Raw genomic sequence first — 26320 nt, 5'->3', positions numbered from 1 at the left:
ATGAAAAGTGTTCACACACAAGCACTGCGACGGATGGGTGTCAGCGGTCTGACCGTTGCTGCCCTGGCCGCGACCGTTGCCACCGCGATCGGGACCGGCGTCGCAGCCGCCGCGCCGACCGCCACCTCGGGCACCGTCCACGCCAACATCGGTCTGCCAGACGACCGCTGGGTCACCGGCGCCGGCAGCGCCGACCGCTTCACGTACTGGACCACCGCGGCCGAAAATCGGAGCGAGATCAGCAGTGCCGCGGTGTACCTGCCGAGAGGCACTGCGCCCGAGGGTGGCTGGCCGGTGATCGCATGGGCGCACGACACCGTCGGCCTGGCCGACAAGTGCGCGCCGTCCTGGTCGGGCAAGACCGAATCCGCCGCCCACTGGAACGACATCACCCCCTGGCTCCGCAAGGGCTACGCCGTGGTCGCCTCGGACTACGCCGGTCTCGGTGTCGAAGGGGCCACGCCGGACCTGCAGGGCGACATCAAGGCACGCAACATCGTCGACGCGGTCAAGGCCGCCCACGACATCACCCCGGACCTGTCCGACGAGTGGATCGTCAACGGGAACGGGAGTGGGGCGACCTCGGCGCTGGCGACTGCGCGCAACGCCATCACATGGCAGGGCCCAGAGCTCGACTTCCGGGGCGCGGTGACCACCAGCGTGCCCGCCAACCTGGGCGAACTGGTGCTCAGTGCCGGACCGGGTTTCATCCCCGTGCCGCTGCCCACCGATCTCACCGCCGAGGTGCTCTATGCGATCGCCGGTATCCGCGGCTCGTACCCGGAGCTCAATCTGAACTCCTACCTCAGCACCGAGGGCAAGGCACTCGTGGACAAGGCCCTCAAGGTGTGTTCCGCCGAACTGCAGCGCTCGGTCGCCTCGACCGGACTCAACGAGTTGTTCACCAAGCCGGTCGCGTCGATCCCGAACATCAGGCCCGTCGTCGACGCCTATCTCGGTGTTCCTGATCGCGGCTACGACAAGCCGGTGTTCATCGGACAGGGCCTTCTCGACACCACGGTTGTGCTGCCGTACACACTCGACTTCATCAACAGGGTTCAGGCGTCGGGACAGAACGTGACGATCCGGACGTATCCGTCCGACGGTCAGGGCACGGCTGCGGCCGCATTGCCTGATGCCTCAGGGTTCGTCGAGAGACTCTTCGCGGGCTGACCAGACATGCAGGTATCCGGCTGGAAGTATCCGGAGCGCAAGGCGTTTGCGGTGACCACCGTGTTGGTGGCGGCAGCGGGAGCTGTTCGCCACCGGCCGGTGGTCGCTGTCGTCAAGCCGGCAGCGCTGGGAATGTTGGCGATCACCGTTGCCCGAGGCACGAAGCGACGGGCCCCGGCGGACAACGCATTGCTGGCCGCCACGATCGTCGCCTCGGCAGCCGGCGACTACTTCATGTATCGCGAAGAGTTCGCCGACGGTCCCGGTAAAGACCGGCACATACAGACCGGCGCAACCATGTTCGGCGCGGCACACCTGGCCTACCTCGGTCTGTTCACCCGACACGGTGCCCGGCCGACACGTCGACGACTGCTCCCCCGGTTCACGGTGATGAACGAGGTTGCTGCACTGCTGATCCTGAACCAGCCCAGGCTGCTGCCCGTACTCGGTACCTACGGAGCAGCCTTGTCGGTGATGGCGGCCACGGCCGCCGACCCGTGCCTGTCGTCGGGCACACGAGGCGATCCCACCCGCCGACTGGCAACGGGTGGGATCCTGTTCATGCTGTCCGATGCGATCCTGATGAATCGCCGGTATCTGTTGCGCGGCAATCTCCCACGCGCGATGAGCGAGGCAACCGTGCTGTCGACCTACTTCGTCGCCCAGATGTTCCTGCTCGACGGCGTCGACTCACTGGCCCGGCGTCGCCATGCCGCAGGCATCGTCAGACCGGCGTGACCCCGCCGGCGGGAACGGTCTTCCCCTGCATCGGCATCACCAACCAGAGAGCCAGGTAAACGACAAGCTGCGGTCCCGGCAGCAGGCACGAGACCACGAATGCCACGCGCACCGCATTCACGTCCCAGCCGTACCGTCGTGCGATGCCGGTGCACACGCCTCCCAGCATCCTGCCCTCGGAAACCCGAACCAATTCGTCCATGTCATTCCTTTCTGTTCAGTCCCCCAGCGACACCGAGCCGCTCTCACCTGTCCCAATGTATGGACGTCGAGCGCCCCTGCCATCGGGGATCGACCCTGATCTTTGTGGCCGACTTCCCTGATTCGCACCTCAGGGAACCCGGCTCGTGTCACGATGGCGAAATGTCGTATGTCCGGGTGGACCATCCCCGCGAACACATTGCCCTGGTGACCTTGGATCGCCCAGAACGCATGAATGCCATGGCTTTTGACGTCATGCTGCCCTTCAAGGAAAAGCTCGAGGAGATCAGTGCGGACAATGCGGTCCGAGCTGTGATCATCACCGGCGCAGGACGCGGGTTCAGTTCTGGCGCCGACCAGAAGTCGGCGGGCAAGATACCCGGGATCGACGGGCTGACCGCCCCCACGATCGCGCTTCGTTCCTTGGAGCTGCTCGACGAGACGATCAAGGCGATCCGCCGCATGCATCAGCCGGTGATCGCCGCTGTCAACGGCGCCGCGATCGGTGGCGGACTGTGTCTGGCGCTGGCATGCGACATCCGTATCGCAGGCGCAGCGGCCTATTTCCGTGCGGCGGGTATCAACAACGGGCTCACCGCAAGCGAGTTGGGTTTGAGTTACCTGTTGCCGCGAGCCGTCGGCAGCTCACACGCCGCGGAGATGATGCTGACCGGATGGGATGTCCACGCCGACGAAGCCGCCCGTATCGGGTTGGTATCGCGAACTGTTCCCGACGCCGTCCTGCTCGACGAGTGCTGCCGCGTCGCTGACCGGATCGCCGAATTGTCCCGCCCGGGAATCGAACTGACCAAGAGAACGCTCTGGTCGGGCATGGAGGCCTCGAGCCTCGACGCGCACATGCAGGCCGAAGGCCTCGGCCAGCTCTACGTCCGGTTGCTGACCGCGAACTTCCAAGAAGCGACGGCCGCCCGCAAAGAGGGACGGCCGCCGCTGTTCACCGATTCGCTGTAGCGCTATTTCTCTTTGGCCGCGGCCTTTTCGGCCTTGAGTGCGGCCTCGACGTCGCCGAGGGTGTCCATGTCCTCGAGTTCCATACCCTTGGTCTCGGGAACCTTGAAGTGCACGTAGAAGTACGACACGATCGCGCAGAACGCGAAGAACCCGTAGATCCATGCCAGGCCCAGGCGCGAGTTCAGTTCCGGGAAGAGCAGCGAGATGGTGAAGTTCGCGAGCCAGTTCACACCGGTGCACACACCGAGCGCCACACCGCGGATCCGGTTGGGGAACATCTCCCCCAGCATCACCCACATGACCGGACCCCATGTGGCAGCGAACGCGACCACGAACAGGTTGGCACCGATCAGGGCGACCACTCCCCAGTTGTCGGGGAGGGTGATGTCGTCGCCCGAACCCTGCTGCTGGGTGAAGGCCGCGCACGCCAGGATGAGACCGATGGCCATGCCGACCGAACCGATCAGCAGGAGCCTGCGGCGGCCGATGCGGTCGACGAACAGGATCGCCCCGAAGGTCATCACCACGTTGACAACGGCGGTGATCACCGACGTCTTGAACGACTCGCTCTCACTGAATCCGACGGACTGCCACAGCGTGGTGGAGTAGTAGAAGATCGCGTTGATGCCGACGAACTGCTGCAGCACCGCGATCCAGATTCCCACCCACACAAGGGGATGCAGACCAAACGAAGGCCCGCGGATGTCCTTGATCGACACGTTGGATTCGCGTTTGAGCGTCAGCCGGATCTCTTTGACACGTTCGAGCGGGTTGGGCTCACCGGTCACTTCGGTGAGGATGCGGGCGGCTTCCTCGTCGAGGTTGCTCCCCACCAGGTACCGGGGTGATTCCGGAATCAGTAGGGCCAGAACGCCGTAGACGATGGCGGGGATGACGCCGACCATGAACATCCAGCGCCACGCCTCGATACCGAACCACAGATCGCTCGATGCGCTACCGGCGCTGTCGGCGAGCAGCGCATCCGACAGCAGTGCGACGAAGATGCCCATGGTGATGGCCAACTGCTGAAGGGATCCGAGTGCACCACGGTATCGGGCGGGGGCGATCTCGGCGATGTACGCCGGAGCGATCACCGACGCGATGCCGATACCGAGGCCGCCGATCACACGCCAGATCAACAGGTCTGGAACCGACCACGCCAACCCTGTACCGATGGACGAGGCGATGAACAACGCGGAGCCGAGCAGCATCACCTTCTTGCGGCCCCAGATGTCCGCGAGCCGACCGGCGAACCAGGCGCCGAGCGCGCACCCGAGGAGTGCGATGGCGACCGCGAAGCCCTTCATGAACGAGTTGAGCTCAAAATGTGTGCCGATGGATTCGACAGCACCGTTGACCACCGAGCTGTCGAAACCGAAGAGGAATCCGCCGACGGCCGCGGCGACGGTCACACCGATGACCTTGGCGACGTGGGCCTCACCCCCGACCGGCCGACTGGATCTACTGGCTGCACCTGTGGACATCGGGGGGTACCCACCTTCCGGACGGCGGTCGGCAATCACCGCCGACGACATACGCCAAGAGCTGACGTTACTCCTGTCATGTCAGGCGAGTTCGCAAGTCCCCGAAAGACAGTCGGTCACAAGTCGGTCACCGGCGAGCGGGGGCGGCACGCGTTTACGCCCCCGCGAGATGGGGAACTCCAGCGCCCCACCCGACCGGTGGTCACACCGTTGCAGCGCCGCGACAGGTCGACGATTGCGGGTTCACCATGGGCATGAAGGCGAGTGCGCCGATCTTCTGGGTGACGACGTAGGCCACGTGGCCACGGCCGGTCGGCAGGGAACCTTCCCAACTGGCCGAACGGCCCCGCGCCGGGATGATCCTCGTCCCACGCGCTCCGGTGGTGGTGTTGACCCAGCGGACGGTTGCCTCGACGTTGTAGTCGAGCAGGAAGCCAGGACGCGAGTTGTTCGCACTGAGGTAGAGGACAGGCCCACGCGCCCCGTCGGGCGGGAAGACGACATCGTTGTACACGTCGATGTCGATCCTGAGCCGGCCCGGCGACCACGGGTCGGCGCTGTCGCAGCGCACGGTGTCCACCAGGTCGGGTTCGGTGTACGGCTCGGCAGAGGATTGGCCGGCGGCCAGCACAGACATCGTGGCCGCGGCAGCCAGGGCCGCCGCCGCAACTCGCGTACGTCTCCACATGACCGACTCCGCTCTCCCCGACCCGGACCGTCCTGTCGAGCATTCAATCACCACCGAGTCACCGGCGATCGGCGTTCGGTGCGACGGGTCCTCGCGCGCGTCGATGTGGGTTGGGTGCCCGGCACTAGACTTCGTGTCCATGACCAGTCTGCACATCACGGGCGACCCGTCCGCCGACGAGTTGCTCAGTACCGATTCCTTCGCGCTGCTGGCCGGGATGTTGCTGGACCAGCAGTTCCCGATGGAGCGAGCATTTGCCGGGCCTGCCAAGGTCAGGGAACGGTTCGGCAATCTCGATCCCGCCGCGATCGCCGCCGCCGAGCCCGACTCGTTTGCCGACCTGTGTGCCACTCCTCCGGCCGTCCACCGCTACGGCAGGTCGATGGCCGCGCGCCTGCAGGCCCTGGCCACCATCGTGGTGGAACAGTACGGCGGCGACACCGCCCGGATCTGGAACGAGGCGGCAGACGGACCTGATCTGGTCAAACGCATCAATGAACTGCCGGGTTTCGGTGCCCAGAAAGCCAAGATCTTCACCGCCCTGCTCGCCAAGCAATGTGGCGTCGCCCCGGCCGGCTGGCAGAAGGCGGTCGGCGACTACAGCAAGGCCGGTTACCGCTCGGTGGCGGACGTGGTGGACGAGGAATCCCTGCAGAAGGTGCGAGCCTTCAAGAAGGAACAGAAGGCAAAGGCCAAAGCAGGGTGATCGGCCACCGGCGTGGAGGGGACGTCTTAGGGTGAACGGCATGGATGCCAGATTGGTGATCGAACTCCCGACCCGGTTGGGATTCGCGATCGCAGGGGCGGCCCTGTCGGCCGTCGAGGCCAGCGTGGCGGTCAGTCGTATCGCCATCGAAAACGTGCAGCACGAGATCACGGTGGCGTTGGGGGTGTCTCAGGGACCTCCCGGCCGCAGTCCCCTTCAATTGATCGGCCAGGTGGCCGAGCTCCTCGAAGACGACCGCTCATTGGGTCGCGTCCTAGCCAGGGGCGGGCCGTTGGAACGCTTGGTGTCCGAGGACGGACTGGTGAACCGGATGCTGTCCGACGACGGCGTGCTCTATCAGATGACCGAAGACGGTGGACCTCTCGATCGCCTCCTCTCTCGTGGTGGCCCGGTAGACCGCCTTCTCGCCGAGGACGGGATCCTCGCGATGCTGACGACGACGGGCGGTTTGCTCGACCGTCTTGCCGAGGACGAAGGCTTCATGGACCGACTTGTCGCCGAAGAGGGTTTGCTCGAGCAACTCCTGGGCGAGAACGGCGCGATCGAGCGCACCATCGCGCCGGGCGGACCACTGGATCGGTTGACCGAACTCGTCGAGGTGATCGGCGAACTCGCGCCGAACATCCGAAAACTGCAGGAGACGGTGGATCAGCTCAACGATGCCGCCGAAGTCCTCGGCCAGGCCGTGCTCCCGCTGGGCGAACTCGTCGGCCGATTGCCGAAACGGTTGGTACGCACCAAGAACGGAAGCGACGACCACTGACGCCAAGCAACGGGCGGCCGCAGAGGAGCCGGTCGGTCACCGTCCGGCGACGATACGGTTCCATGCGATGGACGCACTCAGCGATTCGAGATAGTCGTCGATGTTCCCGATCGCAGACTCTGCGGCGTGCACGCTGATCGCCACCGTGTCACCGATTCCGTGCACCCCGTGGGTGACGCCCATCGCAGGCGACAGGGCCGGGTAGCCGGCGGTGAACGCAACCGGCGCCCCGCCGAATGTCAGGTCGGCCGGGCCGCGGTTGATGCTCGACACCACCGTGTTCCCGATGACCATGGGTGCGACCGCAGTCGGGTCGAATTGTGTTGTTCCCCAGTACAACAAAGGAGCGGGAACCGCCGCGAAGGCTTCGTCGGCTGCTCGCAACGCGGGATGAGCACCACGTGATCGACGATGCATCAGCGCCTCGGCGATCTGCTCGTTTCTTCGTTCCCATGATGGCGTGGTGCTGAACAGTTCGACACCGACGTTCCGGAAGTGGTTGCGAGCGAGGGGTTTTCCCGGTTTTGCAACAGTCAGCTCCGCACCGAGCGTGGCAGTGTCGACACCCTGGCCGGCGAGGTGCTCCGACAACCCCAGCGAGATGGCTGCGAGCGCTCCGACGGTGACGGTGGGCCCCGGAAAGTCGTCGCGGTCACGGACCAGCGTGCGGATCGCGCGGCGACCCTCCGGCCTGTTGTTGGTGGGCAGTGCCGGCCGCACATCGGCCTGCGCGGGCACGGATCCGTCGGCCACGTCCGCGACCAGCCTTCGGTGCGTCACAGCAGCATTCAGCCCCCGCAAACCCAATGAGCCGAGCTGCTTGGGTGTCCGGATCGCCGCGACCGTTGCCGCCCGCACCGTCGAGTAGCCGCTCTCGGGTTTCGCGGCAACGCTGCGGCGCTGTCCTCTGACATCGACGAACAGACTCCTGGCCACGCCCGTCGCACGGCGACCGTCGGCGAGGGCGTGTCCGATCTGCAGGACCACCACTGTCGCCGATCCCTGGCAGCGGGGAACGTCCCCGACACCCTCGAACACGTGCAGACGCCACACGCTGTCGCGGAGGTCGAGCTGATCTGCGAACAGATCCTGAACGGCCGCAAGGCAACCCGACCAGGTGGGCTGCGGCAACTGGTGCACTGCGACGTGATCTGGTCCGACCCCGTGACGAACCCAGTACGGGTAGTCGAAGGCACACCCTGGGTCGGCAACCCGCAGGGTCAGATCGACGTTCGACGCCGCGCGCCCGAGCACGTCGTCGATGGCCGACTCGAGGTTGCCGACTTCACCGTCGAAGGCGAACAGCAGGAATTGGTCGTTCGGAACTCGACTCGACATCCAGTACATCTGGGCATCGATGGGTGTCATTCGCTCCATCCGACGAACGTACTTCACCGCCGCGGGCAAATCGGGCGCCCATCTGTTGACCGCAACCGTCCGCCCACGTCGGTCGATACAACTTGGCTATTGAACACGTCCATATTTGACTTGGACATGAATGAATAAGCGGCCTACGGTCGATGTATGACCCAGGTCACGCCTGCCGCTGGGCGGCGTGGTCTGGGTCGACGACGCAGGTCGGCCGCGATCGCCATGGCCGAACAAGTACGCACAACAGGTAGGAGTCGGCACATGACGACGACAGAAGATCGCGCGACAGAGCAGGCGCAGATGAACACTCTGACCGGGCAGATGATCATCGCGGGCACCTTTGTCACCGGGCAGGGCGACACCGTGCACGGGCTCGACCCGGCGACCGGGGACGTCCTCGAACCCGGTTACTCCTACGGGTCCGACAGTGACGTCGACGCCGCATGTGCCGCTGCCGCCGCTGCCCTCGACCGGTATCGGTCGACCACGTCCACCGTCCGCGCCGAATTCCTCGAGGCGATCGCGGAGAACATCGAATCTCTCGGCGACGCCCTCGTCGACCGAGCCTGCTCCGAATCGGGTCTACCCCGCCCCAGGATCGCCGGCGAGGTGGGCAGGACCGCAGGACAATTGCGTTTGTTCGCAGGCGTACTGCGAGACGGCGGCTGGAACGGTGCACGCATCGATCCCGCACAACCCGATCGCACACCGTTGCCGCGCGCCGACATCCGGCAACGCAAGATCCCCCTCGGACCGGTGGCAGTGTTCGGCGCCAGCAACTTTCCCCTCGCGTTCTCCGTGGCAGGCGGCGACACGGCCTCTGCCCTCGCCGCCGGCTGCCCGGTGGTCGTGAAGGCACACGACGCTCATCCCGGTACCTCAGAACTGGTCGGTCGCGCCATCACCGAGGCAATCGCCCGCACGGGGATGCCTGCCGGAACGTTCTCGCTCCTCTACGGCTCGGGACCGATCCTCGGTACCCGGCTGGTGACAGACCCGAGGATCAAGGCCGTCGGATTCACCGGATCACGTTCTGGCGGAACCGCTCTGGTCGCTGCCGCCGCAGCCCGGCCCGAGCCCATTCCCGTCTACGCCGAGATGAGTTCGGTCAACCCGGTGTTCCTGATGGAGTCCGCCCTGCGGAACCGGGGCACCGACCTCGGGCAGGCATTCGTGGGGTCGTTGACCATGGGTGCCGGGCAGTTCTGCACCAACCCCGGCCTGGTCATCGCCGTGGACGGCCCCGCGCTGAATGACTTCGTGCGGTCTGCGAGCGACGCGATCGCCGCGTCGGCCCCAGCACCGATGCTCACCCCCGGCATCGCGAGGTCCTACGCCGACGGCGTCGAGGCGTTGTCGACCGCAGCGACCGCCGAGGTGAAGGCCCAGACGACCGACCGGCCGAACACGTGCGGTGCCGCTGTCTTCAGCACCGACGCCGATACGTTCCTGGCATCAGAAGTGTTGCAGGAGGAAGTATTCGGATCGGCCAGTTTGGTGGTCAAATGCGTTGACGCGAACCAGGTACGCGCCGTCGCGGCACGCCTGGAAGGCCAGCTCACCGCAACGGTGCACTGCGACGACGACGACCTCGAGGCGGCGGGCGAGCTGATGAGTGTTCTCGAACTCAAGGCGGGCCGGATCCTGTTCAACGGCTGGCCCACCGGGGTCGAGGTCGGCCACGCCATGGTCCACGGCGGCCCGTATCCGGCGACGTCCGATTCGCGTACCACGTCAGTGGGATCACTTGCCATCGAGCGGTTCCTGCGGCCGGTCGCCTACCAGGACGTCCCACCCGCACTGCTGCCGTCGGCGATCGCCGACGGCAACCCCGATCAGCTGTGGCGCCGCATCGACGGCCGCCTCGTCCAAGACTGACCAACCCCACCCATTCAAGGAGAAATCTGATGCTCGACGGAGTTCTGTTCTTTCCCGTCACCCCGTTCACCCCGTCCGGGGATGTGGACTACACCCTGCTCGCCGAGCACCTCGACAAGGGTGTCGCTGCGGGACCCGGTGGCGTCTTCGTTGCCTGCGGCACAGGCGAATTCCATGCTCTGGGGCTCGACGAGTTCAGCAAGATCGTCACAACGGCGGTCGAGGTCGTGGCCGGACGGGTGCCCGTGTTCGCCGGCGCCGGCGGATCGCTGGTCCAGGCAAAGGAATTCGCGCGTAGCGCCGAGGCCGCGGGCGCTGATGGCATCCTGCTCCTACCGCCGTACCTCGTGACGATGCCGCCCGCCGGGCTCGTGGAGTACACCCGCGCCGTCGCTGCCGCAACCGACCTCCCGCTCATCGTCTACAACCGCGGTTCGGCCGTCTACAACGAGGCTGCCGCGGTCGAGGTGGCGCAGCTGCCCACCGTCATCGGGTTCAAAGACGGTACCGGCGACCTGGACAACGTCGCCCGCATCGTGATGGCCGTCAAGGATGCCTTGGCACCTTCGGGCAAGAACTTCCTGTTCTTCAACGGTCTGCCCACAGCCGAGATCACCCAGCAGGCCTACCGCGCCATCGGCGTCACCCTGTACTCCTCGGCAACCTTCGCGTTTGCCCCTGAGATCGCGCTGGCGTTCTACAACGCCCTGGAGTCCGGGGACGACCAACTCGCAGAAGCTTTGTTGCGCAAGTTCTTCCACCCGTTGGTCCGCTTGCGCAACCAGGTCCCCGGTTACGCGGTGTCGATGGTGAAGTTCGGCGTCACAATGGAAGGTCTCGATGCCGGACCGGTTCGTGCACCGCTCGTGCCGCTGACACAAGCGCACCAGCAGGAGCTCATCGAGATCACCGCTGCCGGCCGGGCCGTCCTCGAAGGCGCCCTGTCACCGGCCGTCGCGGTCTGATGCCCACTGGACCCATCCGGATCACCGGCGCCCGCATCACACCGGTCGCTTTCGCCGATCCGCCGCTGCTCAACACCGTAGGCGTCCACCAGCCCTTCGCACTCCGGGCGATCATCCAGCTCGACACCGACGCCGGAATCGTCGGGCTGGGCGAAACCTACGCCGACACCGCGCATCTGGCTCGGCTCGAGGCGTCCGCGAAGGCGATCACCGGACACGATGTGTTCGCGCTCAACGCACTGCGAACGACCATCGATGCCACCCTGGGCACGCTGTCGGTCAGCGGCGGGGACGGTGTGGCCGGCATGATCACCACCGCCAGCACCACCGATCGGGTGCTGTCGCCCTTCGAGGTCGCGTGCCTCGACATCCAGGGCAAGGCCCTGGGCCGCCCGGTGTCGGACCTCCTCGGCGGCGCCGTACGCACCGAGGTGCCGTTCAGTGCGTACCTGTTCTACAAATGGGCCGCCCATCCCGGAGCAGACCCCGACGAGTGGGGTGCGGCGCTCGACCCGGAGGGTCTCGTCCGGCAGGCGCAGCGGATGATCGGCACGTACGGATTCAAGGCGATCAAGCTCAAGGGCGGCGTATTTCCTCCCGAGCAGGAGATCGCGGCCATGAAGGCGCTGCGGTCGGCATTCCCCGACCTGCCGCTGCGGCTGGACCCCAACGCGGCATGGACGGTGGACACCTCGATCGAGGTGGCATCCGAACTCGCCGGCGTCGTCGAGTACCTCGAAGACCCGACACCGGGCCTGCAGGGCATGGCCGACGTGGCGGCGGAAGCAAAGATGCCTCTGGCGACCAACATGTGCGTGGTCGCCTTCGACCAGCTCGAACCGTCGGTCCGGCAGAACTCGGTGTCCGTGGTTCTCTCCGACCACCACTATTGGGGTGGCCTGCAACGGTCTCGGTTGCTCGCCGGGATCTGTGAGACCTTCGGTCTGGGCCTTTCGATGCATTCCAACTCGCATCTGGGCATCAGCCTTGCCGCCATGGTCCACCTGGCCGCCGCGACGCCCAATCTGTCCTACGCCTGTGACACTCATTGGCCGTGGAAGACCGAAGACGTCGTACGAGCAGGAGCGTTGTCCATCGTCGATGGCGCAGTACCGGTTCCGACTGGTCCGGGACTGGGTGTCGAGATCGACGAAGATGCCCTCGCGGCTTTGCACCAGCAGTATCTCGACTGCGGCATCCGGGACCGCGACGACACCGGCTACATGAAAACCATCGACCCGTCGTTCGAGAACACCTGCCCGCGCTGGTGAACCCGCTCGTCCGGCGCTGAACCGGCGCGTACATTGATCCACTGGGCCGCTTACGCGCCCAATTCCGATACCGGGAGTGGATCAATGTTCTCGCTGGCTCGCCTCACCTGCTTCATCGCCGTCGCCGAAGAACTCCATTTCGGCCGAGCTGCCGAACGTCTTCACATGACGCAGCCGCCACTGAGCAGGCAGATCCAGCAACTGGAGAACGAACTCGGGGTGCAACTCGTCGACCGGACCAGTCGTTCGGTCACGCTGACCGCCGCCGGTTCGGCATTTTTGCCAGACGCCCGCCGCATCGTCCGGCTGTCCGAGAGCGCAGTACTGACCGTGCGCCGGGTGCCCGCCGGCGATCTCGGCACGGTCATCATCGGATTCACGGGCGCTTCTGCGCATGCGGTACTGCCCCGGTTGCTCGCCACCGCCCGCGAGGTACTACCCGACGTCAAACTCGTTCTGCGCGAGATGGTCTCTTCCGCCCAGATCGAGTCACTGTCGGGTGGAGAACTCGACCTGGGGCTCGTGCGCCCCATCATGACCCGCCCAGGTATCAGCAGCCGGCCGATCCATCACGAGCGGCTGATCGCCGCCTTGCCCGCGGATCACGATCTCATCGATGCCGAGCATCTCACCATCGAGGACTTCGACAACCGTCCCGTGGTGATGTACTCCCCCGTCGACGCCCGCTATTTCCACGAGTTGCTGATCAGCACGTTCACCATCGTCGGCGCGACACCACGTTACGTCCAGTACGTCACCCAGGTGCACACCATGCTGGTGTTGGTCAGGTCCGGTCTCGGGATGGCGCTGGTGCCCGAATCAGCCGCCACCATGCACCCTGAGGGCGTCGTCTTCAAAGAGGTGACAGCGGTTCGAGACCGCCCGGTTCAGATGAATGCCGCGTGGCGCCCGGACAATCCGAATCCGGCACTGGCCCGGATCATGGAAGACGTTCTACCGCAACGTGAATGGATATGACTCAACACCGTGAAGCAGTGGTCACACAGCCGAGCGCACCGGGGGTTTGACTGCCGCGACCGGGCACTGCGCGTCGAGCAGAACCCGTTGCATGGCGCTGCCCGTCAGCAACTTGCCAACCGGTGAACGTCGACGGATACCGATCACGATGAGCTCGACATCGTCGCGATACGACGCATCGATGAGATTGTCTGCGTGAGAGAGGGCCGGGTCGTTTGGCTCGATCGCAAAAACCACATCGGCCGCCCCGGCGGCCTGGCGAGCCGCGTCGAGATCCGATTCGAACTCCGGAGACGATCCGCTGTCGTCCTCGGCGATGACCATCAGATCCGTTCCGCGCATGCGTGCCTCGGCGAAACCGAACGACAACGCGCCGCGCCCCTCTGTAGAGGGAACATAGCTCAGCACAACGCTCATGGGCGCGGCCTTCCTTTCGGTTCAGGTTGCAGCACGGCCGTCCTCAGCGTGCCCTGGGCGAGATACTCGTCGAGGTTGGCCAGCGTCAGGGCTTCCATCGCGGCGCGGGTCTCGGTGGTGCCACTGGCTACATGGGGCAGCAGCACAACGTTGTCGAGGCCGACGAGCGCTGCCGGGACATGCGGCTCGTCGGCGAACACGTCGAGACCCGCGCCGGCCAGACCGCCAGACGTGAGCAGGTCGACCAGCGCTTCTTCGTCGACCACGCTGCCCCGCGCCACGTTCACGAGGAAGCCGTTGGGCCCCAGCGCCTCGAGGACATCACGATCGACGAGCTGCCGGGTGTGTTCACCACCTGAGGCCGCCACGACGAGTACGTCCACCGACGCCGCCAGTTCGGCCGGCGACGATGAGTACCGATACGGCGAGCCGACTATCTCGCGGCGGTTGTGGTAGGCAATGCTGCACCCGAAGCCTTTGAGGCGCTCGGCAATTGCCGAACCGATGCGGCCGAGTCCGATGATTCCGACTCGGGCGCCGCTCACCTTGCGCGTCAGGCGGAAGTTGCCCTCGCTCGCCCACCGGCCGGCCCGCACGTAGCGGTCCGCGGCAGAGAAACCGCGCAGCGTGTCGATGAGCAGTCCCACCGCAGTGTCCGCAACGCAATCGGTGAGGACGTCCGGGGTGTTGCTCACGCCCACGCCCCGCTGCTGGGCAACCTCGACGTCGGTGGTGTCGTAACCGACGCCGAAGTGGATGATCGCGCCGAGGTTCGGCAACTGTGCCATCAGTGCCGCGTCGACGCCCGTGCGGCCAGAGGTGACAACAGCGGCGACGGCATCGCCCCGAGTGGCGAGGAAGCCCTCTCGGGAACTGTCGTCAGGGAGCAACAACGCTCCGTAGCCGGCTGCCAGGGACTCAGCGAGTGACGGCTTGAGCGGGCCGACCTGCAGCACCCGTCCCGCCTGGTCCTCCGAGTCGTGATACTGCTGTGGCGCAGTGCTTTTCGCCGGTCGTGCCGCGACTGGTGCGACATCGGCCATCGTGCCTCCTGACGACAGGGAAAGACCATCATGGTCTTCATCGAGTTACCCGTACGGTAGGCCGCCTCAGGAATACCTGTCCAACTCGTAAATAACATGGACTGATACCCAAACGGCATCACTGGGTTGGCTGCCGAGCGGGCTCGGCGACAAGCAATCCGTAATGCGGCAGGTCAGAGGCTATATTGCAGGTGAGTCGTGTCACCAGATGAGACATCCAGTGACGCCCATCACCGACAGATATGGCGGTTTGCAGGCCTTTTGGCCTGTTGACGCCTCCTCGGGGCACTTCTAGGTTGTGGCTACCGTCACAAACGGTCAGCGTCTCGATCGACGCGATTCACCATCATCAACGGAGGACCCATGCACGCCGCAGCCCCGCAGCCGGCATCCCGACGCCATTCCGTACGGGCGGTCGTCGCCATGGCCGCCGTGGCCGCTCTGGCCACCGGTTGTTCGGTTGCCAACTCGACACAGACCGACGCTGCCGACCCGAACACCCTGCGCATCGTGCTCCCGCAGGAGCCTCCGACGCTCGAGCCGTGCGACGCCTCGCTGACGGCCACGGGTCCCGTGGTCCGGTCCAACATCACCGAGCCGCTCATCGAACGCAATCCCGATACCGGTGACCTCGAGCCGAAGCTGGCCGACTCATGGGAGCAGACCTCTCCCAACACCTGGACGTTCCGCATCCACCAGGGCGTCAGATTCAGCGACGGCACGCCCTTCGATGCCGAATCCGCCGCCTTCTCCATCAATCGCACGATCAACTCCACGATCGGCTGCGAGGTGGACGGCTACGTGTTCGGTGACGACGAACTTGTCGTCGAAGCGACCGATCCGGCGACGGTGACAGTGACCACCCCCACTCCGGATCCGATTCTGCCGCTGCGTGTCTCGTTCATCGAGATGGTCCCGACCAGTACCGACACCGCGGACAAGGTGCGTATCCCGATCGGCACCGGTCCCTACCGGGTCGACTACTGGGATCCGGGCCAAAAGCTGGCTCTCGCGCTCAATCCCGAGTACGCCGGTCCCACCCCGGAGTACAGCCGTGCGGTGTACCAGTGGCGTACCGAGGGCAGCGTGCGCGCAGCCATGGTGACCAACGACGAGGCGGAGATAGCCACCTACCTGGGCCCGGAAGACGGCGCCGGGGACCTGGGTGTGTCGTACCCGAACAACGAGACCACCGCGCTGCGGATGCAGGCGGATGAACCACCGCTCGACGACTACCGGGTCCGCGAGGCCATCGACCTGTCGATCAATCGCGACGGGATCATCAAGGCCCTCTTCCGCGGCCTCGGAGATCCGGCGGCACAGCTCGTCGGCCCGAGCATCATCGGGTTCAACGACACGATCTCCGCCACCCCCTACGACCTCAACCGCGCGAAAGAGCTTGTGGCCGAGGCTAAAGCAGACGGCGTGCCGGTCGACAAGCAGATCAAGCTCATCGGGCGCACAGGTATGTACCCGAAGATCAACGAGACCATCGAGGTCATCCAGAACTCACTCGACCAGATCGGTCTCAACGTCAAGATCGAGATGATGGACACCTCGGGCCAGATGCTCTACCAGATCCGACCCTTCCCCGACGAGGGACCGATCCTGCTGATGATCCAGCACGGCAACCAGGCCGGTGATGCCCAGTTCACCGCCGAGCAATACCTGCTGAGCGATGGCTACCAGAGCACCTATGGCACGCCCGAGTTCGACGCCGAGATAGAGACGGCCCAGAACCAGACCGGCGATGCCCGCCAGGGGGCGTTCGCCGCGGTCCTCGCCGACGAACCGAGCAAGATCCGTCAGTACGCCTACCTCGCTCACATGAACGCGGTACTGGCCAAGGCTCCGTCGGTTGCCTATCAACCGAACTCGGCAACCGGCGACGAGATGCGACTGGCCGAGATGACCCATGCCACCGCCTCCGGCAACGACTGACCCCCGCTTTCCACACCACCTGAAGGAACCTGTCATGACCAGCCCCATGTCCTCGAGAAAGCGGTGAGAGATGTTCGCCTTCCTGCGACGCCGCATGTACACCAGCCTCATCCCTCTGTTGGTCGTGCTCTTCGGTGTCTTCCTGCTCGCCCGACTCACCGGTGATCCCACCAACCTGTACCTCCCGGTGTCTGCGACCCCGGATCAGCGTGCCGAGTTCGCGGCCGAGAACGGTCTCGACAAGCCCGTCTGGAACCAGATGCTCGACTACCTGGGCGGCGTGGTCCACCTGGACTTCGGCGAGTCCCTACGCACCGGCGAGTCGGCCGCCGAGATGGCCTTGCGGGCATTTCCCGCGACGTTGCAGCTGGCGTTCTTCACCATGTTGCTGGCCATCGTCGGCGCGGTGATCCTGGGTTGCTGGGCGGCTTTCCGGCCCAACTCACTTGCCGACCGCTTCTCGTCGCTGCTGTCGATGACGGCGGCGAGCGTCCCCGACTTCTGGTTCGCCATCACCGGCATCTGGATCTTCGCGGTGGTCCTGGGCTGGCTGCCCACGTCCGGTACGGGCAGCACCCTCTCCTGGATACTGCCGATCGCCACACTGCTGATCAGGCCGCTGGGAGTCCTGACCCAGGTGGTCCGGGGCGCGATGGTGCAGGCGCTCTCCGCGCCGTATGTGCGACTTGCCCGCAGCAAAGGGGCCGGCGACATGCGCGTCGTCACGCACCATGCGCTGCGAAACGCCGCCGCGCCGGCGTTGACCGTGGCGGGCGACCTCGCCGTCGCGCTGGTCAACGGTGCGGTGGTGGTGGAGGCCATCTTCGGTTGGCCCGGCATCGGCAAGCTGATGATCGATTCGATCCTGCAACGCGACTTCGCAGTGCTGCAGGCCGCCGTATTGCTCACCGCTGTCAGCATTTTCATCCTCAACGTCGTCATCGACGCCGGTTACGCGCTGCTGGACGCGCGGGTCCGCGAAAAGGTCAAGGTCTAGGAGAACGTCATGTCGATTGTCACCGGACCGTCCGAGTCCACAGTCACCGATCCCACCGGTTCGCTGGTCGCGCCCACTGACATCACCGGCGATTCCGTTGCCGCAGGCAAGGTTCCGTCCAACAGGATGCCCCTCTGGCGACTGCTGCTGCGGGATCCGATGGCCACCGTCGCCGCAGGCATCCTCGCCTTTGTCCTTCTCGTCGCGTGCTTCGGGCCGTGGCTGGTGGGTAGCGCCGCCACCGATCAGAACCTCGACCAGTCGAATCTGGCCCCGTTCAATCTCGACACCGGCTGGATGAACGTGCTCGGCACCGACCCGCTCGGTCGCAGCATGCTGGCCCGTCTGATCGTCGCCTGTCAGACCACGATGATGGTGGCCCTGCCCGCCGTGGTGATCTCTTGCGTCATCGGTTCGGTGATCGGCATGTGGGCCGGTTACCACCGCGGCTGGCGCGAGACCACCGCGATGCGGGTCGCCGACGTGATCATGAGTTTTCCTTCCCTGCTGCTGGCGGTCGTGGTGCTCTACGTGTTCTCGCCGAGTGCAGCCAATATCGTTCTGGTGCTGGCCTTCACACGCATCCCCATCTATCTGCGTACCGCACGGGCGGAGTCGGCCGAACTGCAGAGCAGGGTCTTCGTCGATGCCGCCCGCACGTTCGGCGCCAGCAGTGGATCGATCATCCGCTCGCATGTCCTGCCTATCCTGCTGCCCACCTTGCTCACCGTTGCCACCCTCGACTTCTGTTTTGTCATGCTGGCCGAATCGTCGCTGAGCTTCCTGGGCATCGGAATCCAGCCCCCGGACATCAGCTGGGGCCTGATGGTGTCGCAGGGACGCACCTACCTGCAGACCGCATGGTGGCTGTCGTTCTTCCCAGGTCTCGCCATCGTGGTGACCACGGTGTCCGCCACGATCCTCGCGGCGTGGGCCCGGATCGCCACCGATCCCGGTCAGCGCTGGCGCCTCACCGTGCCGCGTGCCCGCCGCCGTCTGTTCTCCTCACGAAAGGCAGTCGCATGAGCGCACCAGCCATCACCGATCCCGGCGCGACCACCGCCGACGAGCGGATCGCCCTAGACGTCACCGACCTGACCGTCGACCTGCGCACCCCCACCGGGGTGGTGCGGGCCGTCGACCACGTCTCGTTTGTCGCCCGCCGCGGCGAGACGCTGGCCCTGCTGGGTGAGTCCGGATGTGGCAAGTCCATGACCGCCCAAGCCCTGGTCGGGCTCTTGGACCCGATCGCGGATGTCACCGATGGCACGGTGATGCTCGGGGACACCAATCTGACGACGGCGAGCAAACGCAAGCGCCGCCAGGTCGCCGGAACCGAATTGGCGATCGTCTTCCAGGACGCGCTGACCGCGCTCAACCCCGTGTACACGGTCGGTACCCAGCTCGCCGAGCCGTTCCGTATCCATCGCGGGATGTCTGCGCGGGCCGCCAAACGCGAGGCCATCCGGCTGATGGAGCACGTCGGCATCCCTGAGCCCGAGTCGCGTATCGACTCCTACCCCCATCAGTTCTCGGGCGGCATGCGCCAACGACTGCTGATCGCGATGGCGGTGGCCCTGAGCCCCAAGGTGCTCCTCGCCGACGAGCCGACGACTGCGCTCGATGTCACCGTGCAGGCACAGATCATGTCCCTGCTGCAGAACCTGCGGGCCGAGTTCGACATGGCGGTCATCTTGATCACCCACGACCTGGCACTCGTGGCCGAGCAGGCCGACCGCGTGGCAATCATGTACGCCGGCAACGTTGTCGAGACCGGGCCGGTCGCCGAGGTGTTCTCCCGTCCGAGACACCCCTACACCAAGGGGCTGCTCGACTCGGTGCCCGTGAACGCCAAACGGGGCGACGATCTCAAGTCCATCGGTGGCACTCCCCCGGACCTGCACTCGATCCCGACCGGGTGCGTGTACCAGGCCCGATGCCCCCTGGCACAAGACATCTGCGCCACCTCCCGACCTGCACTGAAGTCAATCGCCACCGGCCGTTCCGCGGCATGCCATTTCACCGAGGAGGTCGGCAATGTCTGAGTCCACACAACCGAGATCGACGGGATCGTCGGTCCTCGAGGTCCGCGACCTCACCAAGACGTTCCGGGTGCCGGCGGGCAAAGACGGCAAGACCGAGCTCAAGGCGCTCGACGGGATCGACCTCGATCTCGCCCCCGGTGAGACGCTGGGTCTGGTCGGTGAATCAGGTTGCGGCAAATCAACTCTCGCCCGCACTCTGATGATGCTGGAGCGTCCCGACGCCGGGACGGTCAGCTGGGATGGCGTCGATCCGTACACCCTCAAGGGCAAGGACATGCTCGCCCTGCGTCGCCGCGTCCAGATGGTGTTCCAGGATCCGTATGCCTCACTCAACGCTCGGATGACGGCCGCCGAGATCATCTCCGAGCCGTGGCGGACCCACAAGACCCTCTACAAGTCCAAGCGAGACAGGGCCGCTCGGGTGCGCGAACTCCTGCATCTGGTGGGTCTCCGCCCCAGCGACGAGCACCGCTCACCACAGGAGTTCTCCGGTGGGCAGCGCCAGCGGTTGGGAATCGCCCGGGCGCTGGCCCTCAACCCGTCGGTGGTCATCTGTGACGAGCCGGTGTCGGCACTGGACCTCTCGGTGCAGGCCCAGGTGCTCAACCTGCTCAACGACCTGCAGCAGCAACTCGGCATCTCCTACGTCTTCATCTCGCACGACCTGTCGGTCGTGCGGCACGTGGCTGATCGCGTCGCCGTCATGTATCTCGGTCGCATCGTCGAAACAGGGCCTACCGAAGCAGTTTTCGACACCCCGATGCACCCCTATACCGAAGCTCTGATGTCGGCGGCGCCCACCCTCGACCCCGGAACCCGGCGCACCCGGATCATCCTGGAGGGCGAAGTGCCCTCGCCGCTGAATCCGCCGTCGGGCTGCCGCTTTCGTACTCGATGCTTGCACGCCACTTCCGAATGCGCGGAGTCGGCGCCGCCCGTCGCCACTGACCTTCCACAGAGCAAGTCGATCCGGGCAGCGCTGAGCGGTCCGGCACACGTGGCTGAGTGCTTCCACCCGCGCAACGCGGTGTCGCTCGGTATGCCCGCTGCGGTCGGGTGAGCATCACAGCTCTCGTCGTGATCAGCGTGGCAGTGTTTGCTGCCGCCTGCATGCAGGCCTCGATCGGGTTCGGCATGGGGATGCTTGCCGCGCCGATCGTCGCCCTGGTCGATCCATCGCTCATCCCGGGCACGCTGATCATGTCCGCGGTGGTGGTGACGCTGCTCGTCGTGGTCCGCGAACGGCAGAGCCTCGACCTCAGGGGCACCGGGTGGGCGCTGGCGGGCCGTGTCCCCGGCACCGTCGCGGGGGCATTGCTGCTGCTGTTCCTGCCCGAACGCGGGCTCGCGTTGCTGCTCGCGGCCGTGGTGCTGGCCGGTGTTGTCATGGCGACGATGGGTTGGGCGCCACCGCCGCGGCGACGAAACCTCGCGACTGCGGGCGCTGCGTCGGGCCTGCTCGGCACCGCGACCTCGATCGGTGGTCCGCCGATGGCTTTGGTGTTGCAGGGATCAAGCGGCCCCCGGCTGCGCGGGAACATGAGCGCGTTCTTCTTGGTCGGGTCGTTGATGTCCATCGCGGTGCTGGCCGCCGCCGGTGCCATCGAACGGGAGAACGCCGAGATGTTCCTGATTCTCATCCCGGCGATTGTGCTGGGCTACGCGGCCTCTCGATTCGTCAACACATTGCTCGACCCGGTGCGGCTGCGCCGGCTCTCCATCGCAATCTCCTCGGTGGGGGCTGTCCTGCTCATCGGGCAGCAGATCATCTGAAATCACAACAGCGAAAGGCTCCACCATGACGTCATCAGCCACATCGCGAGTATCGCGTGGTGCTCCCGCGGTCACCGAGATGCGGGTGATCCCGATCGCCGGCCGCGACAGCATGCTGCTCAACCTGTCCGGGGCACATGCTCCGTTCTTCACCCGGAACCTGGTGATGATCACCGATGCAGACGGGAACACCGGGGTCGGCGAGGTGCCGGGCGGCGAACCAATTCGTCAGACCCTGTGCGACGCAATCGACATGGTGGTCGGACGCCACGTGGGCGACCACAACGCAATTCTCGGCGACATGCGGCGCGCCTTCGCCGATCGTGACTCGGGTGGCCGAGGCAATCAGACGTTTGATCTTCGCACCACTGTCCACGCCGTCACCGCTGTCGAATCCGCTTTGCTCGACCTGTTGGGCCAACACCTCGGAGTGCCGATTGCCGCCCTCCTCGGCGACGGCCAGCAGCGTGAGCGCGTGCAGGCGCTGGGATATCTGTTCTTCGTCGGCGACCGCACCAAGACGGGACTCGACTACCTCGACGGTTCCGGTGAGTCCGACGACTGGCTTCGACTACGGCACCAGGAGGCGCTGACCCCTGAGGCCGTCGTCGCTCTCGCCGAGGCCGCGCACGATCGTTATGGCTTCTCCGACTTCAAACTCAAGGGCGGGGTGCTGGCGCCCCAGGAGGAAGCGGCCGCGGTGACCGCCCTCGCCGAACGCTTCCCGGCCGCGCGCATCACGCTTGATCCGAATGGCGGCTGGCTGCTCTCGGAGGCGATCGAAACCTGCCGCGGACTGCGCGACGTGCTCGCCTACGCCGAGGACCCGGTCGGGCCCGAGGGCGGCTTCTCCGGGCGTGAAGTGATGAGTGAGTTCAAGAGGGCCACCGGGCTGCCCACCGCCACCAACATGATCGCCACCGACTGGCGGGAGTTGGGGCACACCATCCGATCCGGAGCGGTCGACATCCCATTGGCCGATCCCCACTTCTGGACGATGGCCGGATCGGTGCGGGTGGCGCAGCTCTGCGATGTGTGGGGCCTGACGTGGGGATCGCACTCCAACAACCACTTCGACGTCTCACTGGCCATGTTCACCCACGTCGCCGCTGCCGCACCCGGCGACATCACGGCCATCGACACCCACTGGATCTGGCAGGACGGTCAGCGGATCACCAAGGAGCCGTTCGAGATCATCGACGGTCACCTCACGGTTCCCGACCGGCCTGGACTCGGTGTCGAGCTCGACATGGACCAGGTCGAGCTCGCACACGAGCTGTACCTCCGCGAGGGTCTGGGGTCCCGCGATGATTCGGTCGGGATGCAATTCCTGGTACCGGGCTGGAGTTTCGACAGCAAGCGTCCAGCGCTGGTTCGGGCATGAGCGATCCATTGGGGCGGATGGTGATCGTCGTCGGCGACCGGAATCTGCTGCCGCATCGTGAGTTGTTCGAGAGCTTGCTGCCTGCCGAGAGTGAGGTCCGGTGGCACCAACGCTTCGACGAGCGGGCGATCATCAGCGATCTCCCGGCAGCCGATGTGTATGTGGGCGGCAGGTTCACGACAGCAATGGCAACCGCCGCCCCGCGACTGCAACTGGTGCACGTGGCAGGGGCGGGCACCGACAATGTCGCATTCGACGCGCTCGGGCCTCGCACCAAAGTCGCCAACACGTTCCATCACGAGGATTCGATCGCCGAATACGTGTTGTCCACGTCCGTCATGCTGCGCCGTGGTTTCCTCGCCCATGATCGGGCACTCCGCCAAGGAGTGTGGGCGACATCGGTGTACGACGACTCCCTTCCCCAGCCCCTCACCATGCGCGACGCGCACATCGGCTTCGTGGGGTTCGGCCACATCGGGTCGAAGAGCTGGAACCTGCTGCGCACGTTGGGCTGCACCGCGTCGGCGGTCACCGGCCGCGGCACCGTCGACGCCGAAGAACAGGGCCTGTCATGGGCAGGAGATGCCGCCGATCTGGGCCGCCTGATGACCGAGTCCGACGTTGTTGTCGTCTCGGCACCGCTGAACGCTCATACCCGAGGAATGATCGGTCGCGCGGAGTTCGAGGCCCTCGGTCCGGATGGAGTGTTGATCAACGTCGGACGGGGGCCACTCGTTCAGCAGCAGGCTCTCTACGATGCACTCAGCACGAACACCATTCGTGCGGCCGCCATCGACGTCTGGTACTCGTACCCCGGCCCGGATGGTCGCGGTGTCCCGGGCGATCTGCCCTTTGCCGAACTCCCCAATCTGCTGATGACGCCGCATTCGTCCGGCGTCACGCACGACACCTTCGTGGGACGGGTTCGGGACATCGCCGACAACATCCGCAGACTCGCCCGGGGCCTGACACTGGCTCGTACCGTCCGTTGATCGCGCGGGTGGTTCACACTGTGAAGTTGTCAATGTTCCATCGCGGTTCCGGCCGTGGGCCGGTTGCGAGTGGGTCTATCGATCTATCGGCCCAGCAGTTCGGTGTGGTCTTGCAGCCTTGTGCGGTTCGGCCGCATTCACGCAGCGAGGGTGAGCGTCCTACGGTTGTAGGCCGGCAGGGGTTTTCGCAACGGATCCACGTCAGCGGGCGGTAGCAGCCATGGGTGTCCGTCTGGCCCCATGACAACGTCCCAGTCCGTGTTGTGAACTGCGCGGTGGCAGGTGCGGCACAACAGGCACCCGTTCTCCAGGGTGGTCGGGCCACCTGCTTGCCAGTGAACGATGTGATGGCAGTCGGACCAGTACGCCGGTGCCCCGCATTTCACACAGCACGCGTCCCGGATGATGATCGCCTTGCGCAGCAGCCCGGTGAAGAGGCGGCGTGGTGGGCTCATATCGATCGGCACCTCTTGGCCGTCCAAGGTCACCGATGTGATGAACGAGTCGCAGGCAAGCGCGGCGGCAGTGGCTTCGGTGATGGGACCCATCCACCGCAACGATGCGCGATCGGGTTCATCGGCCGGAACAGTCACGATCACTTCCGTTCTCGGGGCCGGCGCCGATGTTCGTCCACCACCGCTGTCCAATAGCTGGTGCAGGGCATCGGCTCTGCGCTGCGCCGGGGACCGGCGATCTTCACTTCCGTCGGGCTCAGGGCGCGGCTTGCTCCAGACGTTCAGGGCAGATCGCATCTTCTCCCCCATCACCGCATCGAGATCGAACTTTCCCACGAACCGACCGTCGACAACTGCAAAGTCCACGGTGTTCATCGCCGAATCCTCGGACGCCGGGAGCCCACCCGTGTTCCCAGAGATCTGATTTCCGAGCTTGCGCGCGGCCTTGCCCACCTCGTCGGGCGAGGCGCCGGAGATGGCGTGGCTCAACAATTTCCGTTCGATGTCCACTCGCTCCTCAGCAACCATCTCGGAGCCGGCCCGGGCCGCGACGTGCGCGCGCCCCCTGACCACCGCATCAACATGTTCGGTCGACAGGAATCCATCGCGAAAGTAACCGGCGGTGCGATCCAAACCGGTCAGTCCGGTCCCGATCCGTAACCACCGTGATGCAACCGCTGGAGCCACCCCATTGGCTTGCAACAACTTCGAGGTGGTGGACCCTGACTTCTTCGCTATCCCCAGCCGTTCGATATGAGCTGCTGCAGCAGACAACTTGCACTCGGTCGCATTGCGAAGGGTGATCAAGTCCTTGATCAGACCCACAACACCCGGTGGGTCATCCGGAACGACCAACCCCATCACATCGTCGACCACATCGAGAATCCGCATCCTCATACCCCTCCCCAGGGACCCCCACAGCAGTTACGCCGATCGAACTCTGCGCCAGCTGCCCGATTTATGCCTTCATATTACCGCATTCGAACACATGTTCGCAAGGGTTGATCTACAGGTTCCTCCTGTCCAACAACAGCTTTCGCTACCCAGGAGAGCGCACACACCACGCCGGGCGGAGGCTACCATCCACCTCCGACACCACCCCGTCGCGTCAGTCTGGCTGTCCTCCAACACCCGCGTCCCTCGCCCTGGCCACCGCCTCCGCCCTCGTCCGAGCACGCATTTTGGCCAGGATCTCACTGACCCGGTTGCGAACGGTCTTCTCGGACAGGAACAACCGGCGGGCGATGGCAGCGTTGTCCAAACCCCGGGCCATCAGTTCCAGGACTTCGCGCTCACGGCTCGTCAGCTCCGGAAAGGCCTGGGGTCCAGCACTGTTCGGGGCCATCGCCGAGAAGAACCCGACCACCTGTTCGGCGACGCGGGGTCCGAAGACGGCCTCCCCCCTGGCGACCGCCGCAATCGTGCGGTGCACATCACCGGCCTCGGCTTCCTTGAGCAGATAGCCTCGGGCGCCGGCCCGCAGGGCTGCGAAGACCGAATCAGGGTCCTCGCTCATCGTCAGGACCACCACTGCGACGTCCGGATACCTGTCCACCACCCGCGCCGTGGCCGCGAGCCCACCGATACGCATTGTCGACGATGTCAGTAGCGGCAAAGCCCACGCATCGACAAGTCGGGACTGTACGTGCTCTACGTTCTCAACGCCTTCGGCTCGTTCATCGGATACCTCGGCGTCACGGTCGCTGCGGGCGCCGTCGCCTGGATGGCATTCGGCGAGCGTCTGGTCTCTCGCTGGATCGGGGTGGTCAGTGTGCTGGCGGTACTCCCCGTCATCGTCACCGTCGGCGCATTCGGGCTGCCCGGGTTCCCGGGTGTGGTGAGCGGGGTCTGGCTGGTCATCGCGTTCGGTGGACTCGCGCTGGGAAAGAGCACCATCAACCGGTGAGTGAGGTCGTTCGGCACGGAAAGGGGTCTGAAAATCAGTGTTCCTGGCCGGGCGTAGAGTGACCGGCGCCACACTGGTCCGTGAACCCATGGATCAGGGTGGCGCCGGATACAGCGCTTGCGGCAGACAGCAGGCGTGAATCCTCCTACCGCCCACAA

General features: G+C 65.4%; 26 protein-coding genes. 18 read left to right on the top strand and 8 right to left on the bottom strand.

All coding sequences use genetic code 11. The annotated features are described in order from the left end of the window. Both WIMU1_RS23640 and WIMU1_RS23635 read left to right on the top strand, forming a co-directional pair. Window positions 1-1173: a lipase family protein gene (locus tag WIMU1_RS23640; protein ID WP_120802688.1), complete on the top strand. Its 1173-nt coding sequence runs from the start codon at window positions 1-3 to the stop codon at window positions 1171-1173. A gap of 6 nt (window positions 1174-1179) precedes the next feature. Next, window positions 1180-1911: a lysoplasmalogenase gene (locus WIMU1_RS23635; RefSeq protein WP_062800786.1), complete on the top strand. Its 732-nt coding sequence runs from the start codon at window positions 1180-1182 to the stop codon at window positions 1909-1911. On the opposite strand, the gene WIMU1_RS23630 is transcribed toward WIMU1_RS23635, so the two are convergent. Beyond that, entirely contained in the window at window positions 1898-2113 is a 216-nt protein-coding gene (locus WIMU1_RS23630) for a PspC domain-containing protein (protein WP_062800784.1), read from the bottom strand. The two genes, WIMU1_RS23635 and WIMU1_RS23630, sit on opposite strands and share 14 nt — an antisense overlap. A gap of 161 nt (window positions 2114-2274) precedes the next feature. Between WIMU1_RS23630 and WIMU1_RS23625 the strand changes: the two genes are divergently transcribed. Next, window positions 2275-3084 (top strand): enoyl-CoA hydratase, encoded by an 810-nt coding sequence (locus WIMU1_RS23625; RefSeq protein WP_062800782.1) that lies wholly within the window; start codon window positions 2275-2277, stop codon window positions 3082-3084. Between the two features lie 2 nt (window positions 3085-3086). On the opposite strand, the gene WIMU1_RS23620 is transcribed toward WIMU1_RS23625, so the two are convergent. Then, window positions 3087-4568 (bottom strand): sugar porter family MFS transporter, encoded by a 1482-nt coding sequence (locus WIMU1_RS23620; RefSeq protein ID WP_030164163.1) that lies wholly within the window; start codon window positions 4566-4568, stop codon window positions 3087-3089. 202 nt (window positions 4569-4770) lie between these two features. Continuing rightward, window positions 4771-5256: a hypothetical protein gene (locus WIMU1_RS23615; protein ID WP_120802686.1), complete on the bottom strand. Its 486-nt coding sequence runs from the start codon at window positions 5254-5256 to the stop codon at window positions 4771-4773. Between the two features lie 139 nt (window positions 5257-5395). Here WIMU1_RS23615 and WIMU1_RS23610 point away from each other — a divergent pair, with 139 nt between their 5' ends. Both WIMU1_RS23610 and WIMU1_RS23605 read left to right on the top strand, forming a co-directional pair. Further along, window positions 5396-5962, top strand: a complete 567-nt coding sequence (locus tag WIMU1_RS23610; RefSeq protein WP_062800852.1) for an HhH-GPD-type base excision DNA repair protein — start codon at window positions 5396-5398, stop codon at window positions 5960-5962. A gap of 40 nt (window positions 5963-6002) precedes the next feature. After that, window positions 6003-6746, top strand: coding sequence for a hypothetical protein (locus WIMU1_RS23605; protein WP_062800851.1), 744 nt, complete (start codon window positions 6003-6005; stop codon window positions 6744-6746). Window positions 6747-6782: 36 nt separating this feature from the next. Here WIMU1_RS23605 and WIMU1_RS23600 read toward each other — a convergent pair whose 3' ends face one another. Further along, complete coding sequence (locus tag WIMU1_RS23600; protein ID WP_425470436.1) at window positions 6783-8114, bottom strand: wax ester/triacylglycerol synthase domain-containing protein; 1332 nt, start codon at window positions 8112-8114, stop codon at window positions 6783-6785. 264 nt (window positions 8115-8378) lie between these two features. On the opposite strand from WIMU1_RS23600, the gene WIMU1_RS23595 reads away from it, so the two are divergent. The 4 genes from WIMU1_RS23595 to WIMU1_RS23580 all read left to right on the top strand — a co-directional run bounded on the left by WIMU1_RS23595 (window position 8379) and on the right by WIMU1_RS23580 (window position 13209). Next, window positions 8379-9995 (top strand): aldehyde dehydrogenase (NADP(+)), encoded by a 1617-nt coding sequence (locus WIMU1_RS23595; RefSeq protein WP_062800777.1) that lies wholly within the window; start codon window positions 8379-8381, stop codon window positions 9993-9995. Between the two features lie 29 nt (window positions 9996-10024). Next, window positions 10025-10960 carry a 5-dehydro-4-deoxyglucarate dehydratase gene (locus WIMU1_RS23590; RefSeq protein WP_062800775.1) on the top strand — a complete coding sequence of 312 codons (936 nt, stop codon included), beginning with the start codon at window positions 10025-10027 and terminating at the stop codon, window positions 10958-10960. After that, window positions 10960-12231 (top strand): glucarate dehydratase family protein, encoded by a 1272-nt coding sequence (locus WIMU1_RS23585; protein WP_062800773.1) that lies wholly within the window; start codon window positions 10960-10962, stop codon window positions 12229-12231. The genes WIMU1_RS23590 and WIMU1_RS23585 overlap by 1 nt, the downstream gene beginning before the upstream one ends. Window positions 12232-12315: 84 nt before the next feature. Next, complete coding sequence (locus WIMU1_RS23580; protein ID WP_023963249.1) at window positions 12316-13209, top strand: LysR family transcriptional regulator; 894 nt, start codon at window positions 12316-12318, stop codon at window positions 13207-13209. Window positions 13210-13230: 21 nt separating this feature from the next. On the opposite strand, the gene WIMU1_RS23575 is transcribed toward WIMU1_RS23580, so the two are convergent. After that, on the bottom strand, window positions 13231-13626 hold the full coding sequence (locus WIMU1_RS23575; RefSeq protein ID WP_023963247.1) for a universal stress protein: 396 nt from the start codon (window positions 13624-13626) through the stop codon (window positions 13231-13233). Then, window positions 13623-14669, bottom strand: a complete 1047-nt coding sequence (locus WIMU1_RS23570; protein WP_084248520.1) for a 2-hydroxyacid dehydrogenase — start codon at window positions 14667-14669, stop codon at window positions 13623-13625. Before WIMU1_RS23570 ends, WIMU1_RS23575 begins: the two co-directional genes overlap by 4 nt. Before the next feature lie 423 nt (window positions 14670-15092). Here WIMU1_RS23570 and WIMU1_RS23565 point away from each other — a divergent pair, with 423 nt between their 5' ends. The 8 genes from WIMU1_RS23565 to WIMU1_RS23530 all read left to right on the top strand — a co-directional run bounded on the left by WIMU1_RS23565 (window position 15093) and on the right by WIMU1_RS23530 (window position 23801). After that, window positions 15093-16610 (top strand): ABC transporter substrate-binding protein, encoded by a 1518-nt coding sequence (locus tag WIMU1_RS23565; protein ID WP_245969238.1) that lies wholly within the window; start codon window positions 15093-15095, stop codon window positions 16608-16610. Window positions 16611-16680: 70 nt separating this feature from the next. Beyond that, window positions 16681-17607, top strand: a complete 927-nt coding sequence (locus WIMU1_RS23560) for an ABC transporter permease (protein WP_030164191.1) — start codon at window positions 16681-16683, stop codon at window positions 17605-17607. Between the two features lie 9 nt (window positions 17608-17616). After that, window positions 17617-18633: an ABC transporter permease gene (locus WIMU1_RS23555; protein WP_023963241.1), complete on the top strand. Its 1017-nt coding sequence runs from the start codon at window positions 17617-17619 to the stop codon at window positions 18631-18633. Beyond that, window positions 18630-19652 (top strand): ABC transporter ATP-binding protein, encoded by a 1023-nt coding sequence (locus tag WIMU1_RS23550; protein ID WP_062800770.1) that lies wholly within the window; start codon window positions 18630-18632, stop codon window positions 19650-19652. Before WIMU1_RS23555 ends, WIMU1_RS23550 begins: the two co-directional genes overlap by 4 nt. Beyond that, window positions 19645-20712, top strand: a complete 1068-nt coding sequence (locus WIMU1_RS23545) for an ABC transporter ATP-binding protein (RefSeq protein WP_062800768.1) — start codon at window positions 19645-19647, stop codon at window positions 20710-20712. Before WIMU1_RS23550 ends, WIMU1_RS23545 begins: the two co-directional genes overlap by 8 nt. Further along, window positions 20709-21425, top strand: coding sequence for a sulfite exporter TauE/SafE family protein (locus tag WIMU1_RS23540; RefSeq protein WP_062800767.1), 717 nt, complete (start codon window positions 20709-20711; stop codon window positions 21423-21425). The genes WIMU1_RS23545 and WIMU1_RS23540 overlap by 4 nt, the downstream gene beginning before the upstream one ends. A gap of 25 nt (window positions 21426-21450) precedes the next feature. Continuing rightward, complete coding sequence (gene gudD / locus WIMU1_RS23535) at window positions 21451-22809, top strand: glucarate dehydratase (RefSeq protein WP_062800765.1); 1359 nt, start codon at window positions 21451-21453, stop codon at window positions 22807-22809. A gap of 17 nt (window positions 22810-22826) precedes the next feature. Next, complete coding sequence (locus tag WIMU1_RS23530; protein WP_062800847.1) at window positions 22827-23801, top strand: 2-hydroxyacid dehydrogenase; 975 nt, start codon at window positions 22827-22829, stop codon at window positions 23799-23801. 137 nt (window positions 23802-23938) lie between these two features. Here the strand turns inward: WIMU1_RS23530 and WIMU1_RS23525 are convergent, their stop codons facing one another. Together WIMU1_RS23525 and WIMU1_RS23520 are read right to left on the bottom strand one after the other, a co-directional pair. Continuing rightward, a complete protein-coding gene (locus WIMU1_RS23525) occupies window positions 23939-25153 on the bottom strand; it encodes an HNH endonuclease signature motif containing protein (RefSeq protein WP_255283894.1) in 1215 nt (404 codons plus the stop codon). A 211-nt stretch (window positions 25154-25364) separates the two neighbouring features. Continuing rightward, window positions 25365-25847 carry a LuxR C-terminal-related transcriptional regulator gene (locus WIMU1_RS23520; protein ID WP_084248519.1) on the bottom strand — a complete coding sequence of 161 codons (483 nt, stop codon included), beginning with the start codon at window positions 25845-25847 and terminating at the stop codon, window positions 25365-25367. Between the two features lie 54 nt (window positions 25848-25901). Here WIMU1_RS23520 and WIMU1_RS23515 point away from each other — a divergent pair, with 54 nt between their 5' ends. Further along, on the top strand, window positions 25902-26162 hold the full coding sequence (locus tag WIMU1_RS23515) for a hypothetical protein (protein ID WP_174548777.1): 261 nt from the start codon (window positions 25902-25904) through the stop codon (window positions 26160-26162). The last annotated feature ends 158 nt before the right edge of the window (window positions 26163-26320 follow it).

Source organism: Williamsia muralis NBRC 105860, assembly GCF_001598915.1.
GTDB classification, from domain to species: Bacteria; Actinomycetota; Actinomycetes; order Mycobacteriales; family Mycobacteriaceae; genus Williamsia; species Williamsia muralis.
Note: the sequence above shows the minus strand (reverse complement) of the source record. Positions and strands in the feature narration are given on the sequence as shown.

What these genes read in the sequence shown, in the direction of transcription:
- gudD (WP_062800765.1), top strand. Translation starts at nt 21,451, where the DNA reads ATGACGTCATCAGCCACATCGCGAGTATCGCGTGGTGCTCCCGCGGTC.
- WIMU1_RS23575 (WP_023963247.1), bottom strand. Translation starts at nt 13,626, where the DNA reads ATGAGCGTTGTGCTGAGCTATGTTCCCTCTACAGAGGGGCGCGGCGCG.
- WIMU1_RS23630 (WP_062800784.1), bottom strand. Translation starts at nt 2,113, where the DNA reads ATGGACGAATTGGTTCGGGTTTCCGAGGGCAGGATGCTGGGAGGCGTG.
- WIMU1_RS23560 (WP_030164191.1), top strand. Translation starts at nt 16,681, where the DNA reads ATGTTCGCCTTCCTGCGACGCCGCATGTACACCAGCCTCATCCCTCTG.
- WIMU1_RS23585 (WP_062800773.1), top strand. Translation starts at nt 10,960, where the DNA reads ATGCCCACTGGACCCATCCGGATCACCGGCGCCCGCATCACACCGGTC.
- WIMU1_RS23635 (WP_062800786.1), top strand. Translation starts at nt 1,180, where the DNA reads ATGCAGGTATCCGGCTGGAAGTATCCGGAGCGCAAGGCGTTTGCGGTG.
- WIMU1_RS23590 (WP_062800775.1), top strand. Translation starts at nt 10,025, where the DNA reads ATGCTCGACGGAGTTCTGTTCTTTCCCGTCACCCCGTTCACCCCGTCC.
- WIMU1_RS23605 (WP_062800851.1), top strand. Translation starts at nt 6,003, where the DNA reads ATGGATGCCAGATTGGTGATCGAACTCCCGACCCGGTTGGGATTCGCG.
- WIMU1_RS23570 (WP_084248520.1), bottom strand. Translation starts at nt 14,669, where the DNA reads ATGGCCGATGTCGCACCAGTCGCGGCACGACCGGCGAAAAGCACTGCG.
- WIMU1_RS23640 (WP_120802688.1), top strand. Translation starts at nt 1, where the DNA reads ATGAAAAGTGTTCACACACAAGCACTGCGACGGATGGGTGTCAGCGGT.
- WIMU1_RS23595 (WP_062800777.1), top strand. Translation starts at nt 8,379, where the DNA reads ATGACGACGACAGAAGATCGCGCGACAGAGCAGGCGCAGATGAACACT.
- WIMU1_RS23625 (WP_062800782.1), top strand. Translation starts at nt 2,275, where the DNA reads ATGTCGTATGTCCGGGTGGACCATCCCCGCGAACACATTGCCCTGGTG.
- WIMU1_RS23620 (WP_030164163.1), bottom strand. Translation starts at nt 4,568, where the DNA reads ATGTCCACAGGTGCAGCCAGTAGATCCAGTCGGCCGGTCGGGGGTGAG.
- WIMU1_RS23600 (WP_425470436.1), bottom strand. Translation starts at nt 8,114, where the DNA reads ATGACACCCATCGATGCCCAGATGTACTGGATGTCGAGTCGAGTTCCG.
- WIMU1_RS23615 (WP_120802686.1), bottom strand. Translation starts at nt 5,256, where the DNA reads ATGTGGAGACGTACGCGAGTTGCGGCGGCGGCCCTGGCTGCCGCGGCC.
- WIMU1_RS23565 (WP_245969238.1), top strand. Translation starts at nt 15,093, where the DNA reads ATGGCCGCCGTGGCCGCTCTGGCCACCGGTTGTTCGGTTGCCAACTCG.
- WIMU1_RS23610 (WP_062800852.1), top strand. Translation starts at nt 5,396, where the DNA reads ATGACCAGTCTGCACATCACGGGCGACCCGTCCGCCGACGAGTTGCTC.
- WIMU1_RS23525 (WP_255283894.1), bottom strand. Translation starts at nt 25,153, where the DNA reads ATGAGGATGCGGATTCTCGATGTGGTCGACGATGTGATGGGGTTGGTC.
- WIMU1_RS23545 (WP_062800768.1), top strand. Translation starts at nt 19,645, where the DNA reads ATGTCTGAGTCCACACAACCGAGATCGACGGGATCGTCGGTCCTCGAG.
- WIMU1_RS23580 (WP_023963249.1), top strand. Translation starts at nt 12,316, where the DNA reads ATGTTCTCGCTGGCTCGCCTCACCTGCTTCATCGCCGTCGCCGAAGAA.
- WIMU1_RS23530 (WP_062800847.1), top strand. Translation starts at nt 22,827, where the DNA reads ATGGTGATCGTCGTCGGCGACCGGAATCTGCTGCCGCATCGTGAGTTG.
- WIMU1_RS23555 (WP_023963241.1), top strand. Translation starts at nt 17,617, where the DNA reads ATGTCGATTGTCACCGGACCGTCCGAGTCCACAGTCACCGATCCCACC.
- WIMU1_RS23550 (WP_062800770.1), top strand. Translation starts at nt 18,630, where the DNA reads ATGAGCGCACCAGCCATCACCGATCCCGGCGCGACCACCGCCGACGAG.
- WIMU1_RS23520 (WP_084248519.1), bottom strand. Translation starts at nt 25,847, where the DNA reads ATGCGTATCGGTGGGCTCGCGGCCACGGCGCGGGTGGTGGACAGGTAT.